This is a genomic window from Serratia sp. TMDUHS_CL (assembly GCF_037137105.1).
GTDB lineage: Bacteria > Pseudomonadota > Gammaproteobacteria > Enterobacterales > Enterobacteriaceae > Serratia > Serratia nevei.
In genome coordinates, this window is sequence record NZ_JBBBDV010000001.1 from 350749 (window position 1) to 372466 (window position 21718).

22 protein-coding genes are annotated in these 21718 nt (G+C 57.9%); 9 read left to right on the forward strand and 13 right to left on the reverse strand.

Features of this window, described 5'->3' with window-relative positions; genetic code table 11:
• Positions 1-11 precede the first annotated feature (11 nt).
• Positions 12-1085: a catabolic alanine racemase DadX gene (gene dadX / locus WCL58_RS01740; RefSeq protein ID WP_336850370.1), complete on the forward strand. Its 1074-nt coding sequence runs from the start codon at positions 12-14 to the stop codon at positions 1083-1085.
• Between the two features lie 8 nt (positions 1086-1093).
• Here dadX and WCL58_RS01745 read toward each other — a convergent pair whose 3' ends face one another.
• The 3 genes from WCL58_RS01745 to WCL58_RS01755 form a co-directional block, all read right to left on the reverse strand.
• Complete coding sequence (locus WCL58_RS01745) at positions 1094-2287, reverse strand: multidrug effflux MFS transporter (RefSeq protein WP_060423860.1); 1194 nt, start codon at positions 2285-2287, stop codon at positions 1094-1096.
• Between the two features lie 77 nt (positions 2288-2364).
• Positions 2365-2925: a 3'-5' exonuclease gene (locus tag WCL58_RS01750; RefSeq protein ID WP_060423857.1), complete on the reverse strand. Its 561-nt coding sequence runs from the start codon at positions 2923-2925 to the stop codon at positions 2365-2367.
• Between the two features lie 306 nt (positions 2926-3231).
• Positions 3232-3714, reverse strand: a complete 483-nt coding sequence (locus WCL58_RS01755; RefSeq protein ID WP_060423854.1) for a hypothetical protein — start codon at positions 3712-3714, stop codon at positions 3232-3234.
• Between the two features lie 225 nt (positions 3715-3939).
• Between WCL58_RS01755 and WCL58_RS01760 the strand changes: the two genes are divergently transcribed.
• Positions 3940-4233, forward strand: coding sequence for a hypothetical protein (locus WCL58_RS01760; protein WP_087762700.1), 294 nt, complete (start codon positions 3940-3942; stop codon positions 4231-4233).
• 273 nt (positions 4234-4506) lie between these two features.
• On the opposite strand, the gene WCL58_RS01765 is transcribed toward WCL58_RS01760, so the two are convergent.
• The gene (locus WCL58_RS01765; protein ID WP_033634815.1) at positions 4507-4683 is read right to left on the reverse strand and encodes a GhoT/OrtT family toxin; all 177 of its coding nucleotides are present in this window, start codon (positions 4681-4683) and stop codon (positions 4507-4509) included.
• A 302-nt stretch (positions 4684-4985) separates the two neighbouring features.
• Here WCL58_RS01765 and WCL58_RS01770 point away from each other — a divergent pair, with 302 nt between their 5' ends.
• Complete coding sequence (locus tag WCL58_RS01770) at positions 4986-5396, forward strand: hypothetical protein (protein WP_127554725.1); 411 nt, start codon at positions 4986-4988, stop codon at positions 5394-5396.
• Between the two features lie 105 nt (positions 5397-5501).
• The gene (locus WCL58_RS01775; RefSeq protein WP_049201689.1) at positions 5502-6191 is read left to right on the forward strand and encodes an alpha/beta hydrolase; all 690 of its coding nucleotides are present in this window, start codon (positions 5502-5504) and stop codon (positions 6189-6191) included.
• 191 nt (positions 6192-6382) lie between these two features.
• Here the strand turns inward: WCL58_RS01775 and WCL58_RS01780 are convergent, their stop codons facing one another.
• From WCL58_RS01780 to yeaG, 3 genes are all read right to left on the reverse strand, one after another.
• Positions 6383-6613: a hypothetical protein gene (locus WCL58_RS01780; RefSeq protein WP_060423848.1), complete on the reverse strand. Its 231-nt coding sequence runs from the start codon at positions 6611-6613 to the stop codon at positions 6383-6385.
• 338 nt (positions 6614-6951) lie between these two features.
• Complete coding sequence (locus WCL58_RS01785; protein WP_060423846.1) at positions 6952-8220, reverse strand: YeaH/YhbH family protein; 1269 nt, start codon at positions 8218-8220, stop codon at positions 6952-6954.
• Between the two features lie 131 nt (positions 8221-8351).
• Positions 8352-10286: a protein kinase YeaG gene (yeaG, locus tag WCL58_RS01790; RefSeq protein ID WP_004932230.1), complete on the reverse strand. Its 1935-nt coding sequence runs from the start codon at positions 10284-10286 to the stop codon at positions 8352-8354.
• Between the two features lie 426 nt (positions 10287-10712).
• Here yeaG and WCL58_RS01795 point away from each other — a divergent pair, with 426 nt between their 5' ends.
• Positions 10713-11477, forward strand: a complete 765-nt coding sequence (locus tag WCL58_RS01795) for a MipA/OmpV family protein (protein WP_015378103.1) — start codon at positions 10713-10715, stop codon at positions 11475-11477.
• Positions 11478-11571: 94 nt separating this feature from the next.
• Here the strand turns inward: WCL58_RS01795 and WCL58_RS01800 are convergent, their stop codons facing one another.
• Entirely contained in the window at positions 11572-12447 is an 876-nt protein-coding gene (locus WCL58_RS01800) for a D-hexose-6-phosphate mutarotase (protein ID WP_197756410.1), read from the reverse strand.
• Between the two features lie 84 nt (positions 12448-12531).
• A complete protein-coding gene (gene gapA / locus WCL58_RS01805; protein ID WP_004932222.1) occupies positions 12532-13527 on the reverse strand; it encodes a glyceraldehyde-3-phosphate dehydrogenase in 996 nt (331 codons plus the stop codon).
• 348 nt (positions 13528-13875) lie between these two features.
• Between gapA and msrB the strand changes: the two genes are divergently transcribed.
• Together msrB and WCL58_RS01815 are read left to right on the forward strand one after the other, a co-directional pair.
• Complete coding sequence (msrB, locus tag WCL58_RS01810; RefSeq protein ID WP_004932219.1) at positions 13876-14289, forward strand: peptide-methionine (R)-S-oxide reductase MsrB; 414 nt, start codon at positions 13876-13878, stop codon at positions 14287-14289.
• Positions 14290-14352: 63 nt separating this feature from the next.
• On the forward strand, positions 14353-14625 hold the full coding sequence (locus WCL58_RS01815) for a YeaC family protein (protein ID WP_033634809.1): 273 nt from the start codon (positions 14353-14355) through the stop codon (positions 14623-14625).
• 42 nt (positions 14626-14667) lie between these two features.
• Here WCL58_RS01815 and WCL58_RS01820 read toward each other — a convergent pair whose 3' ends face one another.
• The 4 genes from WCL58_RS01820 to sppA form a co-directional block, all read right to left on the reverse strand.
• Complete coding sequence (locus WCL58_RS01820) at positions 14668-15945, reverse strand: glycoside hydrolase family 18 protein (RefSeq protein WP_336850372.1); 1278 nt, start codon at positions 15943-15945, stop codon at positions 14668-14670.
• Between the two features lie 232 nt (positions 15946-16177).
• Complete coding sequence (gene pncA, locus WCL58_RS01825) at positions 16178-16810, reverse strand: bifunctional nicotinamidase/pyrazinamidase (RefSeq protein ID WP_102984566.1); 633 nt, start codon at positions 16808-16810, stop codon at positions 16178-16180.
• Between the two features lie 22 nt (positions 16811-16832).
• Positions 16833-17849: an asparaginase gene (gene ansA, locus WCL58_RS01830; protein ID WP_047730911.1), complete on the reverse strand. Its 1017-nt coding sequence runs from the start codon at positions 17847-17849 to the stop codon at positions 16833-16835.
• A 93-nt stretch (positions 17850-17942) separates the two neighbouring features.
• A complete protein-coding gene (sppA, locus tag WCL58_RS01835) occupies positions 17943-19799 on the reverse strand; it encodes a signal peptide peptidase SppA (RefSeq protein WP_159318095.1) in 1857 nt (618 codons plus the stop codon).
• A gap of 160 nt (positions 19800-19959) precedes the next feature.
• On the opposite strand from sppA, the gene WCL58_RS01840 reads away from it, so the two are divergent.
• Both WCL58_RS01840 and selD read left to right on the forward strand, forming a co-directional pair.
• Positions 19960-20511, forward strand: coding sequence for an NAD(P)H nitroreductase (locus WCL58_RS01840; protein ID WP_060423835.1), 552 nt, complete (start codon positions 19960-19962; stop codon positions 20509-20511).
• A gap of 157 nt (positions 20512-20668) precedes the next feature.
• Positions 20669-21712, forward strand: coding sequence for a selenide, water dikinase SelD (gene selD / locus WCL58_RS01845; protein ID WP_060423833.1), 1044 nt, complete (start codon positions 20669-20671; stop codon positions 21710-21712).
• Positions 21713-21718 lie beyond the last annotated feature (6 nt).

A 21718-nucleotide genomic window follows, 5' to 3' on the forward strand; every position in this document is an offset into this window, starting at 1 on the left:
AAGGAGAACCGATGCCCCGTCCCATAACCGCCACGATGCATCTCGGCGCGATTGAAAATAACCTGCAGGTGGTGCGCCGTTTCGCCCCCGGCGCCAAAGTGTGGGCGGTGGTCAAAGCCAACGCCTATGGCCACGGTATCAAACACGTTTGGCGCAGCATGGCGCAAACCGACGGCTTCGCCATGCTGGATCTGGCCGAAGCGGTGCTGTTGCGCGAATCGGGTTGGCAAGGGCCGATTCTACTGCTGGAAGGTTTCTTCCAGCCGCAGGATCTGGCGTTGCTCGATCGTTATCGCCTGACGACGGCGGTGCACAGCGACTGGCAGCTGGCGGCGATCGCCGACGCCACGCTGAGCGCGCCGCTCAATGTCTATCTGAAAATGAACAGCGGCATGAATCGGTTGGGGTTCGTACCCGAGCGGCTGCGCGAGGTGTGGCAAAGGGCGCAGGCGGTTGCCAATATCGCCGAACTGACGCTGATGAGCCATTTCGCTACCGCCGACGGCCCGGAAGGCGTAACCCAGCAGATGGCCACTATCGAGACGGCGGCTACCGATATACCGCTGCCGCGCTGCCTGGCCAACTCGGCCGCTACGCTGTGGCACCCTTCGACCCATGGTAGCTGGGTCCGCCCTGGGATCATTCTGTATGGCGCTTCGCCGAGCGGTTGCTGGAATGATGTTGCGGCGACGGGGCTGCAGCCGGCGATGACGCTGAGCAGCGAGATCATCGGCATTCAACAGCTGAAGTCTGGCGATCGCGTGGGGTACGGCGGCCGTTACAGCGCCGCCGGCGCGCAGCGTATCGGCGTGGTGGCCTGCGGCTATGCCGACGGCTATCCGCGCCATGCGCCGACCGGTACGCCGGTATGGGTGGATGGTGTGCTGACGCGCACGCTGGGAACGGTATCGATGGACATGCTGGCGGTGGATCTGACGCCCTGTCCGCAAGTCGAACTGGGCGCCGAAGTGGAGCTGTGGGGGAAACGCCTGCCGGTGGACGAGGTGGCCACGGCGGCAGGGACGTTAGGCTATGAGCTGCTGTCGGCCTTAGCGGCGCGGGTGCCGGTCGTCACCGAAGCCTGAGCCGCGGCTCAGGCGACTTTTCTAATCTGCCCTTTAATCTGCTTGCTGAGCCGCCGCGCATGCAGCGCCAGCAGGCAGCCTGCCAGCATCACCAGCGCCAGCGAGAGCTTGGGTTGCAGCGGCAACGCCATCGCCACCAAACCCAGCGCGGCGCCGCCCGCCATCTGCACGAAACCGACCAGCGCGGACGCGACGCCGGCCTCATTGGAATACGGCTCCAGCGCGTAGCTGGTGGCCGGGCCCATCACGAACGCCAACCCAGCGCAGGCGCTGGCGACCGGCAGCATATACGCCAGCCAGTGCGCTTGTGCCGTTGCAGGCAACAGCATGACGCCCAGCAGCAGGCCCAGACAGCCCAGCCCCATCAACATGCCGCCGGTCGCCAGACAAACCGGGCGGCCGACCTTGTGGATGATGCGGTTGGCGAAGAAGCTCACCAGCATGATCCAGAAACCGTTGGCGCCGAACACCAGCGAGAATTGCAGCGGGGTCAGGCCGGCGGTACCCATCAGCACGTTCGGTGCCAGAGAAACGTAGGTCAGCGCCATGCCCATCGCCCCGGAGTTCACCACCGCAAAGGAGAGGAAGCGGCGTTCGCTGAGGATGCGCGCGTATTGGCGCACCGGCAGCCCTTTGACCGGCACGGTATCAGCGGGGCGGGTTTCCGGCAAGCGCAGCGCGATGAGCGCCAACACCAGCAGCGCATAGCCGACCAGGAACCAGAAAGGCGCGCGCCAGCCGAAGGCTTCGGCGAGCAGGCCACCGAGCAGCGGCGCCAGCGCTGGGATGATGTTTAGCGTGCCGTTGAGAAAACCGAAAGCGCGGGCGGCGTCGTCGCCATTCAGGCGATCGCGCACGCCGCTGAAGGCGACGACGGCGGTGCAGCAAACCGCCACCCCTTGCAGCAGACGCGAAGCGATGAAAACAGTCGGGTTGGTGGCCAGCGCCGCCATCGCGGCGCCGATCATGTAGAGGATAATGCCGGCCAGCGCCACCGGCTTGCGTCCATAGTTATCGACCAGCGGGCCGGCGATGACCTGGCCGAGGCCGAGCACCAGTATAAACAGCGATATGGTGGATTGGATCAGCGCTTCACTGCTGCCGAGGCCGACGGCAATGGCGGGAATGGTCGGCAGGTAAAGATCGATGCCTAATGGGCCGAGCAGCACCAGGCTGAGAAGCATAAACAGAAACTTTTGCATAACAGGAAAGGCACGTCCGAGTGACAAAGAGGGCTAGAGTAGAGACTCTGGCGGCAAATGAAAAGGGGCAAAGCGGGTCAGCGCTGCGCCCCCTGGCGGTAATAGAGCGCCGAGACGGTATCGGCCACATAGCGGGCCTGGTGGCGAGCATCATCCAGCGCGCGATGCGGCATGCCCTCGAACGGGCGGGTCTTTTTCGGGTTAAAGCCGTGCAGTTCCGCCAGCGTGATCACCGTGCGTACGTCCTGAGTATCCCAGAATTTCCACGGGCAGGGCATTTCCAGCTGCTGGAAGGCGTGCTCGAGGATCGCGCAGTCGAACTCTTTGCCGTTGCCCCAGACTTTCACCGTATCGGTGCTGTTCATATGGATGAAGCGGCTAAGGCTGCTCAGCACGCGCTTCAGGCTCTCGGTGCCGCCGAAGGCCTGCTTGCGCGCTTCATCGGACTGTTTCGCCCACCAGGCGACCGTATCCAGGCTGATGGTACGGCCCGGTTGGTCTTTCTGGCTGCTGACGGCGGCTTCGAATTCGGCGCCCAGCTCCCCGGTTCGGGGATCGAAAAACACCGCCGCAACCACCAGGATGACGGCGCTGGGTTTTATATCCAGGGTTTCAATATCTAACATCAGATGGTGCATCGGCGTTTCCGGTGGTTGGCGTGGTAGCTTAATGTTACTACAGAACGTGCGCCGATGCGGCCGGTGCGCACATGAAATCCTTTTAAAGCGCCGCGTTCAGGTTATGATGCTTGGGATACTCTTGTCTGGTTGGTCGCTATCGGTGAGAACGCTTATCTTTATTCTGTGCATGGTTGGCTACTTGCTGCTGCTGGGCTATCTTAGCGTGTTTGTCACGGACAAGATCTGTGAGAAGGCGGGCAACTACACCAAAATATGTCGCATCGTAGACATTTCCGAGCCCCATATCCCCAAATAGCGCCGTGTTTACCCCAGGTAGTCAGTGGTAATCAACGGGGTCAGGATGGCCGCCAGCGCCGTGAGAGCGCCCCATTGCCGCCAACCCAGCCGCGCCAGCCAGTCATGCCGCTGCGGGGGCGTGGCCAGTTGCCCGACGGCCACGGCACCGGTAAGCAGCAGCGTCAGAATCAGCAGCACCAGGCCGCGGCTCACCAGCGTGAATTCAACATGCAGCACATTGGCGTAATACAGGCGCATCAGGATAAAATAACTCAGCAAGATCCAAGCGAAAACGACGTTCTTCTTGAGCACCTGCTGCAGCATCAGCGCGAGGAACAGGCTGTGAAACAGCGACAGCAGGGGCGCCTCAAGCGGATGCCGAACGCAGACGTTGTAGACCGCCATGTAAATGTTGAAAACCAGCAGGATATAGATCACGTAAATATACCAGCCGTAGATTACTTTGAGCTTTTTCGGGCTCGGCGGCAGGGCGAGTGCGTCCGGTTTCATTAATGCCTCCTGATGATGCCCGGCAAACGCTGCGGTTGAAGACGGCGCGGCGGCATCGTAATTTAAAATTCACAGGGTATATATCACCCGCGCGCTAAATGACGATTAAACACAGGATCGGCTTTATTTCCGCGCTGGCCTGGAACTCTTTTTCGTGCGCGGGGTCGGCTGGCGTGTGACTATTTGGCGGTTTCTGCACCATGGTGAAAGACGCAATATATTGATATGAAAGATTATAAAAACACTTCGGGCACTAAGATTCTGCTGCTGTTCAGCCTGGCGTTTTACACGCTGTTGCCGCCGCTGTTGACGGCGGCCGTGTTCAACCGTTTCAATCTTAACCCCTTCGCGATCGTCAAATTTTTGCACTTCAACCCGTTTTTGGCCGACCGGGGCATACCCGGTTATCAAACTTTCTTCTACTTGCTGATGCTCTGGTTGGGGATGAATATTTTTCTGTGGCTGCTGGTGTGGGGGACGGGGCGGTTGTATCGGTGCTGGCGAGCGCCGCGCGGCTGATATTTTCCCAAAGGGAAAACGTTGCGCAGGGAAATGACTTTACAATCAATAATGAGACGTATTATCATCTTTTCGCCGGTGAGGGGAAAGGGTTGTCTCCTTCTGTGCCCCCCGAGCCGGCACGACATTGCTCACATTGCTTCCAGTTTTCATGCCAGCCTTGCGCTGGCGTTTTTTTATCCCACGCCAAAAATCCGCGACGCCGGCGGCCTTCCCTTTTTCATTAGCATGGCTGTTTAAAAACCCAAACCCGCCGCGAGGTCTGTTGGGGGATTAGAACAGCGAAAACAGCAACACGACCGGCAGGCTCAACGGCCAGGTTAACCCGATGGTCAGTGCGCTGATACAGCGTATTTTGACGGTGTCCCGGCTAACCAGGTAGGTGAAAATCATAGAAACTAACAGACCAATAAAATAACAGTATTGCGTTGCAACCCACAGCGACGACATGAAACCCGATCCCAGTTGTATTTTTACGCGCGAATTCTAGGAGCTTGGCGGGTGATAATCAATGACCAAAGGCCGTTTATTCATACCTTTATCCATAAGAATGCATAATTTATTTCTATAAAGAACGTAGGGTTATTAACGGCTTTCCGGTTATTACAAAAAGAAATCAACAACATAGTTACCGGTAACATTTTGCGTCTGGCAAGCCCTCTGTTTGGGGGGCTACGCCAGGTCAGAAAAAAGTCGACGAGGGACGCAGAAAGGGGATAGGACTGTTATCCGTAAATATTATTGATGTATCTGTGGGCGGAAAGGTTAAGGCGGGATGGCGTCAGGTTTTGCTTTCGTGGGCACTTTGGGGGGCGGTTTTAGCGCATCGTCCCGATGCGCTGCTTGCCAGCCAGGGAGGGGGATTTATTGCCGCCGCAGGTTTAATGAATGTTAAGACCGTAGACGAACAGCCACGAAAACAGCAGCGCCAGCAGGCATGCCATAAAAACGATGGAGATCATTTCCTTCACAACTTCATTCCTTTTCCCGGTGAGCTAAATTTACTTCTCTTTGTTTTTGCGCGAGATTTTAGATCGGTATGGGTAAAAATCCTAGTTTTAATCCCGTTTTTTGCTTTGCACGCTGCGTGGATAGGCCATGGCGATGCCGGGAAATCGCGTGCGTTAACCCGTCGTAGCTATTGCCGAACGCCGCGAGCCTGACTATATAAAAATGAGGACTGCGTGACGTCGCCGGTAGCAAGGCGCGCCCCTTAAGGGCTGCAGTTTATCTGTCTATAGCGCTTCCCTAAGATGAAGGAGTCGGCAATGAGCACAAAACCCACTATCGTGCTGGTACACGGATTCTGGGGCGGCGCCGCGCACTGGAGTAAGGTCATCCTCGAGTTGTCGCGTAGGGGATATTCGGCGATGCATGCGGTGGAAATGCCGCTGACCTCGTTGGCTGAGGATGCGGAACGCACGCGCAAGATGGTCGCGCAGCAAGCGGGGCCGGTATTGTTGGTGGGGCACTCTTACGGTGGTGCCGTGATCACGGCAATGGGCAACCTGCCTAACGTGGTCGGCCTGGTCTACATCGCCGCCTTTGCGCCGGACGCCGGAGAAAGCCCCGGCGGTATTACGCAAGCGCATCCTCCTGCGGCGGTGGCGAATCTGGCCCCGGACAGCGACGGCTATCTGTGGATCAAAGCCGACAAGTTTCACGAGAGCTTTTGCCAGGATCTGACTGCCGACGAAGCGCTGGTGATGGCGGTGGCGCAGAAGGCTCCGCTGGCCGATACCTTCGGTAACACCATCGGCGAACCGGCATGGAAACATAAACCGTCATGGTATCAGCTCTCCAGCGACGATCGCATGATAGCGCCGGAGAATCAGCGGCACATGGCGCAGCGGCTGCGGGCCAAGAAAGTTATGGTGCTGGATGCCAGTCATGCTTCGCTGGTTTCCCATGCCGCAGAGGTGGCGGGATTGATTGACGAAGCGGCCGGTTATGAATAAAGCCAGGGCAGAAAGGTAATCAAGGTGACAGCCCGCAACAGACTGTCTATTACGTCGGGCTAAAGAGCCGGCGTAATAGGCGCTTATTAAGGATAAGGGTTGATATCGCTATCAAGGGTAATGATGAACATCATCATTAACACCACGAGGGTGGCAATAATGGCGTAGATTTCCGCCTTGCGCATATCGCCTTAACGCCCGTTGACGCCGATCATTTCTATTGCTGCACGATGCAGTCTCTGAAAATAATCATCGGGTTGTTTTTCCACCTCCTGGATAAGGCAGGCGAGCAGATTCTGTTTGGTTATCGGCTTGTTGGCGGTCAGCACCAGCAGCACGCTTTTGCCGAGCAGGCAGCATATTTGCTTATGGTATTCATCAACATCTTGCTTGTTGAGGCCATAGAGAGTGTAGTCGATCATGATGTCTAACCTGCTGACAGGTAAATGCCCGCCGTGGAGGGCTGAGAAGCCATGGAAAAATAAAATGAGGCAAATTTCGCTTAGTAAAGGACTTAAGCGATGAGGTAACGATAACTGAATGGGAATATTCCTATCAAGCCGTGCGGGCCAGGAGGCGAATGTTTAGGAATAACCTCAGAAGCGCAAATAATAGGGAGGGCCGTTCTGGGCAATGTGGCTTATTATTGATATTGGGTTTGTTTAAAAATTAAACATAGATATTCTGAATATATAATGGTGAAAAAGAAACAGCCGGAAAATGTCATTCTCCGGCTGTGGTGACGTTCGCGCGGTGCTATTCACACGGTCTGCTTGCGAAACAGTTCGCGGAATACCGGATAAATATCGTCCGGTTCGCGGATATGCTGCATGGCGAAGTTGTCGAATTTCGCCTGCAGATCCTCATATTCGCGCCACAGCGTCTGATGAGCGCGACGAGTGATTTCTATATAGCTGTAATAACGCACCATCGGCAGGAGCTTCTTCGCCAACAGCTCATGACACAGCGGTGAATCGTCGGCCCAGTTGTCACCGTCCGACGCCTGCGCGGCGTAGATATTCCATTGCGCCGGGTCGTAGCGCTCTTCGACGACGTCGTTCATCAGCTTCAGCGCGCTGGAGACGATGGTGCCGCCGGTTTCTTGCGAATAGAAGAACTCCTGTTCGTCCACCTCTTTCGCCTGGGTGTGGTGGCGAATATAGACTACCTCGACGTTTTTGTAGGTACGGCTCAGGAACAGATAAAGCAGAATGTAAAAACGTTTGGCCATGTCTTTGGTCGCCTGATCCATCGAGCCGGACACGTCCATCAGGCAGAACATCACTGCCTGGCTGGAGGGTTCCGGCCGGCGCTCATAGTTTTTGTAGCGCAGATCGAAGGTGTCGATGAACGGCACGCTTTCGATTTTCTTGCGCAGTTCGGCTATCTCCTTGCGCAACCGCTCCTCTTCCAGCAACTGCACCGGTTCAGTGTTTTCCAACTGGTTCAACTCGTCTTCCAGTTCGTGCAACGCGCGCCTTTTCCCGGCGGTCATGGCGGTACGCCGCGCCAGCGAGTTTTGCAGCGAGCGCACGACGCTGATGTTGGCCGGCACGCCGTTGGCGGTATAGCCTGCGCGGTGGGTTTTGAACTCGGTCAACTGCTTGTACTGATTCTTTTTCAGGTTGGGCAGGGCAAGATCTTCGAACAAAAGATCGAGATACTCGTCTTTGGAAATCTGGAAGACGAATTCATCCTGGCCTTCACCGTCCTGGCTGGCGTTGCCCTGGCCGCCGCCACCGCCTGATCCGCCCTGAGGCCGCTCAACGCGATCGTTCTGCACGAAGTGGTCGTTGCCCGGATGCACCCGATGGCGCGTGCCGCCGCGCCCCTGATGAAACATCGGTTCGTTGATATCGTCAGTGGGGATGGAGACCGATTCCCCGCTGTCTACGTCGGTGACCGAACGCTTGTTGATGGCTTCGGCAATCGACTGTTTGATTTGCGACTTGTAACGACGCAAGAAGCGCTGGCGGTTCACCATGCTCTTGTTTTTGCCGTTCAGCCGTCGGTCAATGAAATAGGCCATACTTCCCCCAAACGACGTTGCCAACTCTTCATGTCCCGGCCGCTGCAGCGCAATGTGCCGCCCCTCCGTGGGCTGCGCTGCAACGTCCATGACGGTGGACATGGCCCTGATAATGCCGCTTACCTGAGGCGTTATGAGGATTTTCTGACCCGCAGATACCATTCACACAGCAGGCGCACCTGCTTACGGGTATAGCCTTTCTCCATCATACGGTCGACGAAGTCGTCGTGTTTTTTCTGCTCGTCCGTCGAGGTTTTGGCGTTGAACGAAATCACCGGCAACAGCTCTTCGGTATTGGAGAACATTTTCTTCTCGATCACGGTGCGCAGCTTCTCGTAGCTGGTCCAGTTCGGGTTACGGCCGTTGTTATTGGCGCGGGCACGCAGCACGAAGTTCACGATTTCGTTACGGAAATCTTTCGGATTGCTGATCCCGGCCGGCTTTTCAATTTTCTCCAGCTCGGCGTTCAGGGACTCACGATCGAACAGCTGACCGGTATCGGGATCGCGATACTCCTGATCCTGAATCCAGAAGTCCGCGTAGGTCACGTAGCGATCGAAAATGTTCTGTCCGTATTCCGAGTAGGATTCCAGATAGGCGGTCTGGATCTCCTTGCCGATAAACTCGGCGTATTTCGGGATCAGGTAGCCTTTCAGGTGCTCCAGGTATTTCTCGGCCAAATCCTGCGGGAACTGTTCGCGTTCGATCTGCTGTTCCAGCACATAGAACAGGTGCACCGGGTTAGCCGCCACCTCGGCGTGATCGAAGTTAAACACTCGCGAGAGGATTTTAAAGGCGAAACGGGTAGAGAGGCCGTTCATACCTTCGTCAACCCCGGCGTAGTCGCGGTACTCCTGATAGGACTTGGCCTTCGGATCGGTATCCTTGAGGCTTTCGCCGTCGTACACGCGCATTTTCGAGTAAATGCTCGAGTTTTCCGGCTCTTTCAGCCGCGACAGCACGCTAAACCGCGCCAGCGTCTCCAGGGTGCCCGGCGCGCAGGGCGCGTGGGTCAGCTCGCTGTGGTCCAGCAATTTGTCGTAAATCTTGATCTCTTCCGACACGCGCAGGCAGTAAGGCACCTTAACGATGTACACGCGGTCGAGGAACGCTTCGTTGTTCTTGTTGTTACGGAAGGTCACCCATTCGGATTCGTTGGAGTGCGCCAGAATAATGCCGTTGAACGGCAGGGCGGAGATGCCCTCGGTGCCGTTGTAGTTACCTTCCTGGGTCGCCGTCAGCAGCGGGTGCAGCACCTTGATCGGTGCTTTAAACATCTCGACGAATTCCATTATCCCCTGGTTGGCGCGGCACAGGGCACCGGAGTAGCCGTAGGCGTCCGGATCGTTCTGCGCGTGGTTCTCCAGTTTACGGATATCCACTTTACCGACCAGCGCAGAGATGTCCTGGTTGTTCTCGTCGCCCGGTTCGGTTTTGGCGATGGCGATCTGTTCCAGAATGGAAGGGCGCACTTTCACGACTTTAAACTTGGTGATGTCGCCGCCGAACTCATGCAGGCGCTTGGCCGCCCACGGCGACATGATGGTGCCGAGATAGCGACTGGGGATGTTGAACTCTTTTTCCAGGATCGAGGCATCTTCCTGCGGATTGAACAGGCACAGCGGATGATCGTTGACCGGGCTGCGTTCGCCGTTGGCGCTGAGGGTATAGATGGGCACGCGCTGCATCAGCGCCTTCAGGCGTTCCGCCAGCGAGGATTTACCGCCGCCCACCGGGCCGAGCAGGTACAGGATCTGTTTCTTCTCTTCCAGGCCCTGGGCGGCGTGTTTCAGGTAAGAGACGATCTGTTCGATGGCCTCTTCCATGCCGTAGAATTCTTCGAAGGCCGGATAGCGTGCGATCACGCGGTTGGAGAACAGGCGCGACAGGCGTGATTCTAGCGCAGTGTCGACCATCACAGGTTCACCGATAGCCATCAGCAGACGTTCGGCCGCGTTGGCATAGGCACTGCGATCTTGCCGGCAAATGGTAAGAAATTCCTGCAGTGTGAACTCTTCGTCCTTGGCAGCTTCGTAGCGCTGGCGATAGTGGTCAAATATGTTCATGATGCCCGTCCTTTCGTTATTAGCACAGGTTAAAGAGAGCGTGTGATAGTGTTCTGGCTCCCGAAAGATGAGAATACGCCTGAGTACAGCAACCCGTATGCCAACTTGGTGCGCTTATTATCGCGAGTTGCGCTGTATGCCACTGGGCCCAGGATAAATTCACCTTCTGATTTAAGCTTAGTTTGCTTGCCGGAAAATTTCCTGCCGCAGAAAAAGCTTTTTTTAAGTCATATCAATGACTCAGTTATTACCGTGTGAGCCAAATGCCTTGTCTGGCGCGGCCTGCGGGATGAAACGTCACCGTTCCACCATGATTAATTCATAATTCCGCTATAAGTTATTCGATCTTGGTCGTTTTCTATTGTAAAGATTAGGCGCGTAACTAAATTTTCACATAAACTGTTGCAGCTATTAACCCTGTAATTTATGGAAAAAGAACCAGTGAAGATTTCAAAACTCAAAACGCTAGCAATTATCGCTTCCGCAATGGTTTGTGCGCAAAGTGCTCAGGCGGGAACCTGGTCACTCGGCGCTGCCGCGCTGGTTAGCCCGGACGCGTATCGTGGTTATCAGGACCGCGTTTATCCGGTGCCCGTTATCGACTATGAAGGTGACGACTTCTACTTCCGTACTCTGACCGCCGGTTACTACCTGTGGAAGGATCAAGAAAACCAGCTGAGCATCATGGGTTACTACACGCCATGGGGCTACCGTCCGGGCGACAGCGACGACGATCGCATGAAGCGTCTCGACAAGCGCCGCGGCACGCTGATGGCCGGCCTGGCATACTCGCACAACGCCGAGTGGGGCACTCTCCGCACCACCTTCACCGGCGACACGCTGAACAACAGCAACGGTCTGGTGGGCGATGTGGCTTACCTGTACAAGTTTGATCTGGACGCGCTGACGCTGGTCCCGGGCGTGGGCGTGATGTGGAACAGCAAGAACCAGAACAAATATTACTATGGCGTCAGCGCCAATGAATCGCGCCGCAGCGGCCTGGACAGCTACACCCCAGGCGATAGCTGGGCGCCGTATCTCGAGCTGAGCGCCAATTACCAGATCAACAAAAGCTGGAATGCCTTCTTCGTCGGCCGCTATGTGAAGTTGTCTGATGAAGTGAAAGACAGTCCGATGGTGGATAAATCCTACACCGGTTTGTTGATGACGGGTGTGAGCTACACCTTCTAATCACGCATTGCACGATCATCGTGCATGGCGTGCATCAAAAAGGGGCGCTGGCGCCCCTTTTGCACATTTGTGGTGCGCTGCCGCGCACGGTTTTTCAGGTTTTCTTACGGCTACGGAAGGTCACACCCAAACGGGCCGGTTGTTCGCCGGCGGCGACCAGCGGTTTACTGACGCGCCCGGTCTCTACGCAGACCATGGTCTTGTAACCGTCGTTCGGCATATCCCCCATGCTGCAGGAGAGCTCTACGCCCGGGTTCCAGGCGATAACGTCACTCATATGATGGTGGTGAACCTCGATGGTGCGCGCGAGCGCCGGATCGCGGATCTGGCTGAAGGCCTCCGGGCGGGTGTAGACGCGGTCGGTTTGGCCGACGAAGGTCACTTCGCCCGCCTGGCGCGCCTCAGCGCCGCCCGCCACCTTGTCGATATAAGGCTCGCCCAGGCCCGCCACGCTGACCCGATCGATGTCGCCGACCTGGAAGTAGCTGTGCAGCGCCGCCGTAGCCTGATAATCGCCGTGCGATTCCAACTCGATCTCGCACTCCACACCCAGCTTGAAGCGGGCAATCAGCGTGAAGGCGTGCGGCCACAGTTTGCGGGTCTGCTCATTGTCTTTCAGGGTAAAGGTCAGGATGACGCCGTTGTCATCTTCATCGTGCGCCGTCAGGCTCCAGGGCTGATTACGGGCAAAACCGTGGGAGGGTTGTGCTACCGGGCCGAACCACGGCCAGCAGATCGGCACGCCGCCGCGGATGGCCTTGCCTTTGGCGAAGGGGGTATTGCTGCTGAGCCAAATCACCGGCTGCTCACCGCTGGGCTGCCAGGCCAGCAAATGGGCGCCTTGTAGCGCGACGGCCGCGCGCACTTTCGGGTGCGACACCACAACCACGCCCAGCTCATCGAGTTGACGCTGGCTGATGTAAGGCGAAATCTGTTCGGAAACGGGCAGGGTGAAAATTTTCTCGTTCATTTCATTACCTTAATGTTTGCCGGAGAGACAAATAAAAAAGGGCGACAAAAATGTCGCCCTCATTATCAGCTTAACATCATGCCATTACTTGGAGATGTGAGCGATCAGGTCCAGAACCTTGTTGGAATAACCGGTTTCGTTGTCGTACCAGGAAACCAGTTTCACGAAGTTGTCGTTCAGTGCGATACCGGCTTTGGCATCGAACACGGAAGTCAGCACTTCGCCGTTGAAATCGGTGGAAACCACGTCGTCTTCAACGTAGCCCAGAACGCCTTTCATAGAACCTTCAGCGGCATCTTTGATGGCTTTCTTGATTTCTTCGTAGGTAGCCGCTTTTTCCAGACGCACGGTCAGGTCAACAACGGATACGTTAGGCGTCGGTACGCGGAACGCCATACCGGTCAGTTTGCCTTTCAGTTCTGGCAGAACAACGCCAACCGCTTTCGCTGCGCCGGTAGAAGAAGGGATGATGTTCTGGGATGCGCCGCGGCCGCCGCGCCAGTCTTTGTGGGACGGGCCATCAACGGTTTTCTGAGTGGCGGTGGTCGCGTGAACGGTGGTCATCAGGCCTTCAACGATACCGAAGTTGTCGTTGATGACTTTAGCCAGTGGCGCCAGGCAGTTGGTGGTGCAAGAGGCGTTGGACACGATGTCCTGGCCGGCATATTTGTCAAAGTTGGCGCCACGCACGAACATTGGGGTCGCATCTTTGGATGGGCCAGTCAGAACGACTTTTTTAGCGCCAGCGGTGATGTGTTTACGTGCGGTTTCGTCGGTCAGGAAGATACCGGTCGCTTCAGCAACCACGTCAACACCCACTTCGTTCCACTTCAGGTTAGCCGGGTCTTTCTCTGCGGTAACACGGATGGTTTTGCCGTTAACAACCAGGTGGCCGTCTTTAACTTCTACCGTACCGTTGAAACGGCCGTGAGTAGAGTCATACTTCAGCATGTAAGCCATGTACTCTGCGTCCAACAGGTCGTTGATTGCAACGATCTCGATGTCAGAACGCTCTTGAGCAGCACGGAAAACAATGCGACCGATACGGCCAAAACCGTTGATACCTACTTTGATAGTCATATATTCCACCAGCTATTTGTTAGTGAATAAAAGGTTGGTTGTAAAATTACAAAAACCTTACCCAGCGTCAAGCGGAATCGTGTCAATTCTTGCGGCAAGTCAAACCGGAAGGGTGGTTTTGCACGCTTATTGCACAGTCCATTTGCGCTCGGCCTCATCCGTTATATGGGGACAAGCCGCCAAGTATAAAGTCAGCATACGCAAGATGTGTGATCGCTATCACATATCATCGTGACGTGGCCTTTATGGGCTACAGTTTAGGCCAAAAACCCCTGCAGCGGTGTTAATTTTTTGTTATTATTAATCATTGTTTTCGTTGACATTATCCACATTCAGAGATAAGCACAAATGGCTAAAGAGACAACCCCCGGTCATCCGGTCACGGAACTGAATGAAATCCAACGTTATGTGACGCAACAGCGCGGCACCGAAGCGCCGTTCAGCGGCAAATTGCTGCACAACAAGCGCGAGGGCGTGTACCATTGCCTGTGCTGTAACCAGCCGCTGTTCTATTCCGAAACCAAATACGATTCCGGTTGCGGCTGGCCGAGCTTTTATGAGCCGGTTTCCGCCGATGCAATCCGTTATCTTGATGATAATTCACATAATATGCACCGTGTTGAAATCCGCTGCGGTCATTGCGACGCGCACCTGGGGCACGTTTTCCCCGATGGCCCGCAGCCGACCGGCGACCGCTATTGCGTCAACTCCGCCTCGCTGAGTTTCACCGATGGCGAAAATGGCGACCAAACGGCCGGCTAAGTGGTAATTTAACCAACAAAATCGATTCAGCTAATTATTCATCCGTAAGCGAGAAGGGCTCTGATGGACGTGAAAGATCTGATTGCGGCGATGACGCCCGAGATATACCAGCGCCTGGTACAGGCGGTTGAGCTGGGCAAATGGCCGGATGGCGTGGCGCTGACGCCGGAGCAAAAAGAAAACAGCCTGCAGGCGGTGATGCTGTGGCAGTCGATGAACAACGTCGATCCGCAGCACATGAGCATCGGCACCGACGGGCAGATCGTGATGAAGAGCAAGCAAGAGCTGAAACAGCAGTTCGTTGCCGAGCCGCTGGCCAAACTCAAACCGCAGTAAGGTTGCCCTAAAGCGGGGCGATGACGCCATCGCCCCGTCGGTTCACCGTTTTTCGCCCTTGATACCCAGCGATTCCGCCAGCTGCTGTGCCAGCCGGTTGTTATCGTCCGCGCCGTACTCCCAGAACATCGCCCCTCCCAATCCCTGGCTTTTGATGTACTCGGCCTTGATGGCCACCGAACGCGGGTTCTCGTAGGAGATGGCGAACAGCGGTTTGCCTGCGGCGGATTGCAGCGTCAGGTAAGGTACCTTGGCGTCGTCATCCCAGTGCTCGTGAAAACGATGCTGCGGATCGTTGAGTAATTTGCTGACGATATCGTGGTATTTAAAGTAGGTGTCTTTGCCGAGATCCAGCCCCAGCGCGTTGAACAGGGCGGTTTCGCGCGTGCTGAAGTATGGCTGCGTCACCGGATGTTTGGCGGCGTCCGGCTTGTCCCAGTCGATGCCCGCCTCGGTCGCCCGCTTCGGTACCCGGCCGTAGAAACCGATGCCCAGGTTCATCTGTGCCGGTTTCAGTCCGGCAGCCAGATAATTCTTTACCACGAAATCGGCGCTGTAACGGTCGGCGGCCGCCACGGTTGGCCAATGTTTTGAGTCGTACAGGTTGGCATTGAAGTACTGCGTGCCGTAAGCCATGTCGTAGGTCATCAGATTGATGTAGTCGAGGTAAGGGGCAATGCTTTTCACATCGACCCATTCTTGCGGGCTTTTGGCGTTGGCCCCGACGGCGATGGTTAACAGCTTGCCTTTACCCAGCGCCTGGTGAAGCTCTTTCAGCAGCAGGGTGAAGTTGTCGCGGTCTGCCGGTTGGCTTTCCACCAGCCCCCAGGCGCCGTTCACCGGATATTCCCAGTCCAGATCGATACCATCCAGCTGATACTGGGCGATCATCTGCAGCGCGGAGCGGATGAATATCGCCCGGTTTTCCGCAGTCGCCGCGGCGGCGGAGAAGCCCCGTGCGCCCCAGCCGCCGACCGACAGCAGCACTTTCAGCTCGGGGTTCTGTTTGCGCAGCACCGGCAGCCGTTGCAGATCGGCCGTTACCTTCGGCGACAGGTAGATCTGGTGGCGGCGAGCGGGGTCTTTCAGCGCCGCATTGGCTTCGTCTTTCTCGCCGTTGTAGATCAGGCCGAACGAATAGTTGAGGTGGGTGATTTGCGTGACGTCCAGCTTGTCGATGTCGCCACCGGGGCCGGCGGTGACGTCGCCGCCGCCGTTGAAGTAGCCGACGGAGAGATAAGCGGCCTGAGCCGTGCCTGCGCCGGCCATAGCCAACTGCACCGCCGCCAGTAAAGGCAGCAGTTTTCGGGTTATTTTCATGTCTTTCTCCTTGGGTCGGCAAGGCCGACCGTACCGCCAGAGGCGGTCACAATAAAGCCGGGCTCAGCGGGCCCCGGATGCGTATAACCGATTGACGCCAAAAGCGTCGCAGCCATAACAGCAAAAGCGCCTGCCGGTCACAAGCCGTTGGGGAAGAAGAAGGGCGGTATTGTGAGCGGCGTCGATATTTTCGCCGCCGCGCAGAGAGGGCGCCGGTGGCGCCCCGGAGGATTTAGTTGGCGAGGAATTGTGACAGGGTAACCAGTTGTGCACCGGCGCGCGCCATGTCCTGCAGCGCCCGCTCGCTGTCGTCCGGCTGCAGATTAACGCCGCGGCAGCCGTCGACGATCACCTGCGTTGGATAGCCGGCAGCCAGCGCATCCAGCACGCTGAATTTGACGCAGTAGTCGGTCGCCAGGCCCATGATTGCCAGCCGCTGGACGCCCTGCGATTGCAACCAGCCGTGCAGTTCGGTCTGCGCACGGTGGCCGTTATCGAAGAAGGCGCTGTAGCTGTCGATATCCGTCTCCTGGCCTTTGCGAAAGACGGCATTGATGTGTTGCCGTTGCAGCTGGGGGTGAAAATCGGCGCCGTGGCTCCCTTGCACGCAGTGCACCGGCCACCACACCTGCGGCAGGCCCTCCAGCTCGCCGAGGGTGCCGACCTGCGCATGGGAATTCACCGCAAAGCTGCGGTGATTGGCGGGGTGCCAGTCCTGGCTGGCCACGACCGGCTCGCCACGCGCCAGACAGGCGGCGATCGCCTGATTGGCAACCGGGATGACGGCGTCGCCCGCCGTGACCGCCAGCGCGCCGCCGGGGCAGAAATCGTTTTGCAGATCGATCAACAACAGGGCCGTTTTCATCGCCGCTCCAGAGTTCAGTAGGTTAACCGTTGATGCTCAGTTCGCCGCGCAGGTCTTGCTGCATCAGGGCGCGGATTTGTTCCGGCGTCAGCGGCTGGCTCAGCAGGTAGTGCAGCTTGGTCAAGGCGGCTTCCACCGTCATGTCGAAACCGCTGATCACCCCGGCGTGCGCCAGCGCGTTACCGGTGGCGTAGCCTTCCATATTGACGCGCCCGGAGATGCATTGCGTCAGGTTGACCACCACGATGCCGCGTTCGGAGGCCGCACGCAACTCGTCGATCAGCTCGGCCTTTTGCGGCGCGTTACCGACGCCGTAGGAGCGCAGGATCAGCGCCTTGACCGGTTGCAACAGGAAGTTGCGCACCACCGCGCCGGAAATGCCCGGATAGATGGTGACCACGCCGATCGGCTGCGGCGTGATGTCGTGCACTCGCAGCGCGCCGTTGCAAGCCGGGCTGTCGATGCCGTGCTGGCGACGAATGTGAATGCCGGCTTCTAGCAGCGGCGGCAGATTCGGGGAGGCGAAGGCGTCAAAGCCGTCGGCGTGCGCTTTGGTGGTGCGGTTACCGCGGAACAGCTTGTTGTTGAAGAACAGGCTAACTTCGTTCACCGGATGGTTAGCCGCCAGATACAGCGCGTTGAGCAGGTTGGTCTGGCCATCGGAGCGTAGCTCCGCCAGTGGAATCTGCGAACCGGTGACGATCACCGGTTTAGCCAGGTTTTCCAGCATGAAGGAGAGCGCCGATGCGGTGAACGCCATGGTGTCGGTACCGTGCAGGATCACGAAGCCGTCGTAGCGATCGTAGTTCTGTTTGATGTCGTCGGCGATGTGCTGCCAATCTTCCGGCGTCATGTCCGAAGAGTCGATCAATGGCGCATATTCATGAATGGTGAAATCCGGCATCTCCGGGCGATGGAATTCGGGCATCAGCGCCAGCTGGCGCTGCAGGTGGCCGGAAACCGGGATGTAGCCGTGATCGGAGCGCTGCATGCCGATGGTGCCGCCGGTGTAGGCGACGTAAATGGATTTCTTTTGCATGGTCATGATTTTAACAAAGATAAGATGGGCTGAATTATAGGGGCATGGCGGCAGAAAAAAAGCCCGGCGATGGCCGGGCTGCAGAATTATTTGTTAGCGGACTTCTCCGCAGGTCAGGCAGATCGCATAACGGTTTTGCGGATCGTTCAGGTTATTGAACAAGCCCGGCTGTTCTTTCACCGCGTTGGCGACCGAGGCCAGCGGGGCGGGCAGCATGGCCTGAATCGCCGCCGGCAGCATGGCGTGAATGGAAACGCCGAACTGGCTGAGCACCATATCGCTGAGGCTTGGGGTATCGACGAACCAGTCGAGCTGCCACTGCTGCAGCTTCGCCAGCTCGGCGGCTTTCTTCACCGCGTCGTCGAAATCGCCCAATTGATCGACCAGGCCGTTGGCCTTGGCGTCGCTGCCGAGCCAGACGTGGCCTTGCGCGATTTGGTCAACCTGCTGCGGGGGCATCTTGCGCGATTTGGCGACCAAATCGAGGAAGTTCTTATACCCGTTTTCGATGTTCAGCTGCATCATCTGCGAGAACTCTTGCGGCAATGCCTTGGTGACCGCAATGTCGGCCAGCGGCGAGGTCGCCACGCCGTCGGTGTGCACGCCCAGCGTATCCAGGGTTTTCTCGTAGGTGTTGATGATGCCGAAAATGCCGATGGAGCCGGTCAGGGTGCTCGGGCTGGCGATGATGTAGTCGGCCGGCGTCGAAACCCAGTAGCCGCCCGACGCGGCCATGCCGCCCATCGAAACCACCACCGGCTTGCCGGCGGCGCGCACGGCGGCCAGTTCGGAGCGGATCACTTCGGATGCGCTGACGCTGCCGCCCGGGCTGTTGACGCGGAACACGACGGCCTTGATGGCCGGATCCAGGCGCGCCTGGCGCAGCTCGGCGGCGGTGGTATCCCCCCCGACGTTACCTGGCGTCTGCGGGCCGTCCATGATGGCGCCGTTGGCGAACACCACGGCGATCTTGCCGCCCTGGTTGGCGTCCGGCTTCGGCTGGTAGTCGTAGATGCTGGTGGCGTTGAAATCGTTCGCCTGCTTGTCCCAGCCGAAGGTTTTGACCAGCTGATTTTCGATCGCGGTGCGCGAGGCCAGCTCGTCCACCAGCTTATTGTCCAGCGCATAGCGGGCGGTGTCGCCACCGGCCGCCTGCAGGCCGCTCAGCACGCCGGCGGCGCCCGGGAACAGCTGCTGCGGCGTCAGCTGGCGGTTGGCCGCCACGGTTTCCAGATAGTTTTGCCACAAGCCGCCAATCCAGCGGCTGTCCGCTTCGCGCGCCGCCGGGGACATATCGTCGCGGATCAGCGGCTCGACCGCCGATTTATAGGTGCCGACGCGGAAGATATTGGTGGTGACTTTAAGCATGTCCAGCAACGACTTGTAATACAGGTTGTTGGTGGCGAAACCGTGCAGATCGACCGCGCCCTGCGGCGACAGGTAGATTTTGTTGGCGTAGCTGGCCAGGAAATATTGCGTCTGGTTGTAGCTGTCGCCGATGGCGAAGATCGGCTTGCCGCTGTCGCGGAACTCGCGCAGTGCCTTACCGATATAACGCAGCGACGGTTGATCGGCGCCGGCGAAGTCATTCAGCTGCAACACCATGCCGGTAATGTTTTTGTCGTCTTTGGCCTTGCGGATGCTGTCCACCACGTCGAACAGCGAGTTTTCCTGCAGGCGGCTGCTGGAGGCACCCAATAGTTCGCGGCCCCATTGCCGCACCCGGTTGTTTACCGAAGGCTGATCGACCACCACGCCGCTTAAGTCAACCAGCAGCGCGCCGCGCGCCGGGGCCGTCGAGGTGGAGGAACTTTGGAAGGACAGATAGATGCCGACCCCAACCAGGATCAGCAAGACCAGGAACAGGTTAAGGATCAGTTCCCTGATAAAATTCAGCAGACGCCATGTCCACCGGAAAATGCCGGCAATAATTTGCCACAATGTGCGCATGTGCTCTCCAACAAGAGTCGAGAATGTTCCGCTATCCTAATGAGCGGCCGGGTAAATGTCAGCTTTAAATCGTGGCACGCAGACGCTATCGCCGAGGCTGTAACTCGTCGTTTAGCTATGTTAACGTGGCCGGAATGAAAATTGTTATCAGGAGTTTACGATGGATGCTCTGGATCTTTTATTGAATCGCCGCTCGGCTTCGCGCCTGGCGGAACCGGCGCCGGCGGGGGAAGTGCGTCAAAATATCATCAACGCGGGCCTGCGTGCGCCCGATCACGGCGCGCTGCAGCCGTGGCGTTTCGTGATGATCGAAAATCAGGGCCTGGAGCGCTTCAGCCAGCTGCTGCAGGCGGCGGCGAAGCAGGATCAACTGGACGAAGCGGCGATCGAAAAGGCCACCAAGGCGCCGTTCCGCGCACCGCTGATCATCACCGTCATCGCCCACTGTACTGAAGAGACCAAGGTGCCGCGCTGGGAGCAGGTGGTTTCCGCCGGTTGCGCGGTGCAGGCGATGCAGATGGCGGCGCTGGCGCAGGGCTTTAACGGCATCTGGCGCACCGGCGCCTGGACCGAGCATGCGCTGGTGCGCGAAGCCTTCGGCTGCCGCGAGCAGGATGAGATCGTCGGTTTCCTCTATCTGGGCACGCCACAGCTGAAGGCCGCCACCAAGGTGACGCCGCCGGACAGCGCGCCTTTCGTCAGCTATTTCTGAGTTTTCTCCCGCGGGGCGCGGCGAAAATGCGCCAAACCCCGCAAAATTGCATGGTTTCTGAGCAGGCCGTTCGCATATCGGCGGCCCGCTCTTATCAATCCCCTCGGCAAGCGCTACCCTATGATATCTTGAGTGCCGTTACCGAAGGGAGTGGACTATGACATCGCCAGCGATCCGTTTAACCCAGTACAGCCATGGCGCTGGCTGCGGCTGCAAAATCTCACCGAAAGTTCTCGAAACCATCTTGCACAGCGAGCGGGAAAAGTTTGTCGATCCGCGCCTGCTGGTCGGCAATGAAACCCGCGACGACGCGGCGGTGTACGACATCGGCAACGGCGTCGGCATCATCAGCACCACCGATTTCTTCATGCCGATCGTCGACGATCCGTTCGATTTCGGCCGCATTGCGGCCGCCAACGCCATCAGCGACGTGTACGCCATGGGCGGCAAACCGATCATGGCGATCGCCATTCTTGGCTGGCCGATCGCCAAACTGCCACCGGAGGTGGCGCAGCAGGTGATCGACGGCGGGCGTTTCGCCTGCCAGCAGGCGGGCATCGCGCTGGCCGGTGGCCATTCCATCGATGCGCCGGAACCAATTTTCGGCCTGGCGGTGACCGGCGTGGTCAATACCGAGCGGGTGAAGAAAAACAGCGCCGCACAGGCCGGTGCGAAACTCTATCTGACCAAGCCGCTGGGCATCGGCGTGCTGACGACCGCCGAGAAGCAAAGCAAGCTGCGCCCAGAGCATCAGGGCCTGGCGACGGAAGTGATGTGCCGCCTGAACAAGCCGGGCGCCGACTTTGCCGAGGTGGCGGGCGTTACGGCGATGACCGATATCACCGGCTTTGGCCTGCTGGGTCACCTGAGCGAGGTGTGCCAGGGCTCCGGTCTGCAGGCGACGGTCTGGTTCGATCGGGTGCCGAAGCTGCCGGACGTCGAGGCGTATATTGCCGAAGGCTGCGTGCCGGGTGGCACCGGGCGCAACTTCGACAGCTATGGCCATCTGGTGGGCGAGATGAGCGATTTGCAGCGCCAGCTGCTGTGCGATCCGCAAACCTCCGGCGGCTTGCTGTTGGCGGTATTGCCTGAGTCGGAGGCGCAGGTGCTGGCAATTGCCGAGCAGCACGGTATCACGCTTAACGCTATCGGCGAATTGCATGCCGCACAGACCGGGCAGCCGCTGATCGAGGTCGCGTAGTGTCCA

Bases quoted from the DNA above. Each gene is read 5' to 3' on its own strand.
- WCL58_RS01800 (WP_197756410.1), bottom strand. From the start codon at position 12,447: ATGAACGAGAAAATTTTCACCCTGCCCGTTTCCGAACAGATTTCGCCT.
- ansA (WP_047730911.1), bottom strand. From the start codon at position 17,849: ATGCAAAAGAAATCCATTTACGTCGCCTACACCGGCGGCACCATCGGC.
- yeaG (WP_004932230.1), bottom strand. From the start codon at position 10,286: ATGAACATATTTGACCACTATCGCCAGCGCTACGAAGCTGCCAAGGAC.
- WCL58_RS01815 (WP_033634809.1), top strand. From the start codon at position 14,353: ATGGACGTGAAAGATCTGATTGCGGCGATGACGCCCGAGATATACCAG.
- gapA (WP_004932222.1), bottom strand. From the start codon at position 13,527: ATGACTATCAAAGTAGGTATCAACGGTTTTGGCCGTATCGGTCGCATT.
- WCL58_RS01765 (WP_033634815.1), bottom strand. From the start codon at position 4,683: ATGTCGTCGCTGTGGGTTGCAACGCAATACTGTTATTTTATTGGTCTG.
- WCL58_RS01820 (WP_336850372.1), bottom strand. From the start codon at position 15,945: ATGAAAATAACCCGAAAACTGCTGCCTTTACTGGCGGCGGTGCAGTTG.
- WCL58_RS01840 (WP_060423835.1), top strand. From the start codon at position 19,960: ATGGATGCTCTGGATCTTTTATTGAATCGCCGCTCGGCTTCGCGCCTG.
- WCL58_RS01780 (WP_060423848.1), bottom strand. From the start codon at position 6,613: ATGATCGACTACACTCTCTATGGCCTCAACAAGCAAGATGTTGATGAA.
- sppA (WP_159318095.1), bottom strand. From the start codon at position 19,799: ATGCGCACATTGTGGCAAATTATTGCCGGCATTTTCCGGTGGACATGG.
- WCL58_RS01785 (WP_060423846.1), bottom strand. From the start codon at position 8,220: ATGGCCTATTTCATTGACCGACGGCTGAACGGCAAAAACAAGAGCATG.
- WCL58_RS01795 (WP_015378103.1), top strand. From the start codon at position 10,713: ATGGAAAAAGAACCAGTGAAGATTTCAAAACTCAAAACGCTAGCAATT.
- dadX (WP_336850370.1), top strand. From the start codon at position 12: ATGCCCCGTCCCATAACCGCCACGATGCATCTCGGCGCGATTGAAAAT.
- WCL58_RS01750 (WP_060423857.1), bottom strand. From the start codon at position 2,925: ATGCACCATCTGATGTTAGATATTGAAACCCTGGATATAAAACCCAGC.
- WCL58_RS01755 (WP_060423854.1), bottom strand. From the start codon at position 3,714: ATGAAACCGGACGCACTCGCCCTGCCGCCGAGCCCGAAAAAGCTCAAA.
- WCL58_RS01760 (WP_087762700.1), top strand. From the start codon at position 3,940: ATGAAAGATTATAAAAACACTTCGGGCACTAAGATTCTGCTGCTGTTC.
- WCL58_RS01745 (WP_060423860.1), bottom strand. From the start codon at position 2,287: ATGCAAAAGTTTCTGTTTATGCTTCTCAGCCTGGTGCTGCTCGGCCCA.
- selD (WP_060423833.1), top strand. From the start codon at position 20,669: ATGACATCGCCAGCGATCCGTTTAACCCAGTACAGCCATGGCGCTGGC.
- pncA (WP_102984566.1), bottom strand. From the start codon at position 16,810: ATGAAAACGGCCCTGTTGTTGATCGATCTGCAAAACGATTTCTGCCCC.
- msrB (WP_004932219.1), top strand. From the start codon at position 13,876: ATGGCTAAAGAGACAACCCCCGGTCATCCGGTCACGGAACTGAATGAA.
- WCL58_RS01775 (WP_049201689.1), top strand. From the start codon at position 5,502: ATGAGCACAAAACCCACTATCGTGCTGGTACACGGATTCTGGGGCGGC.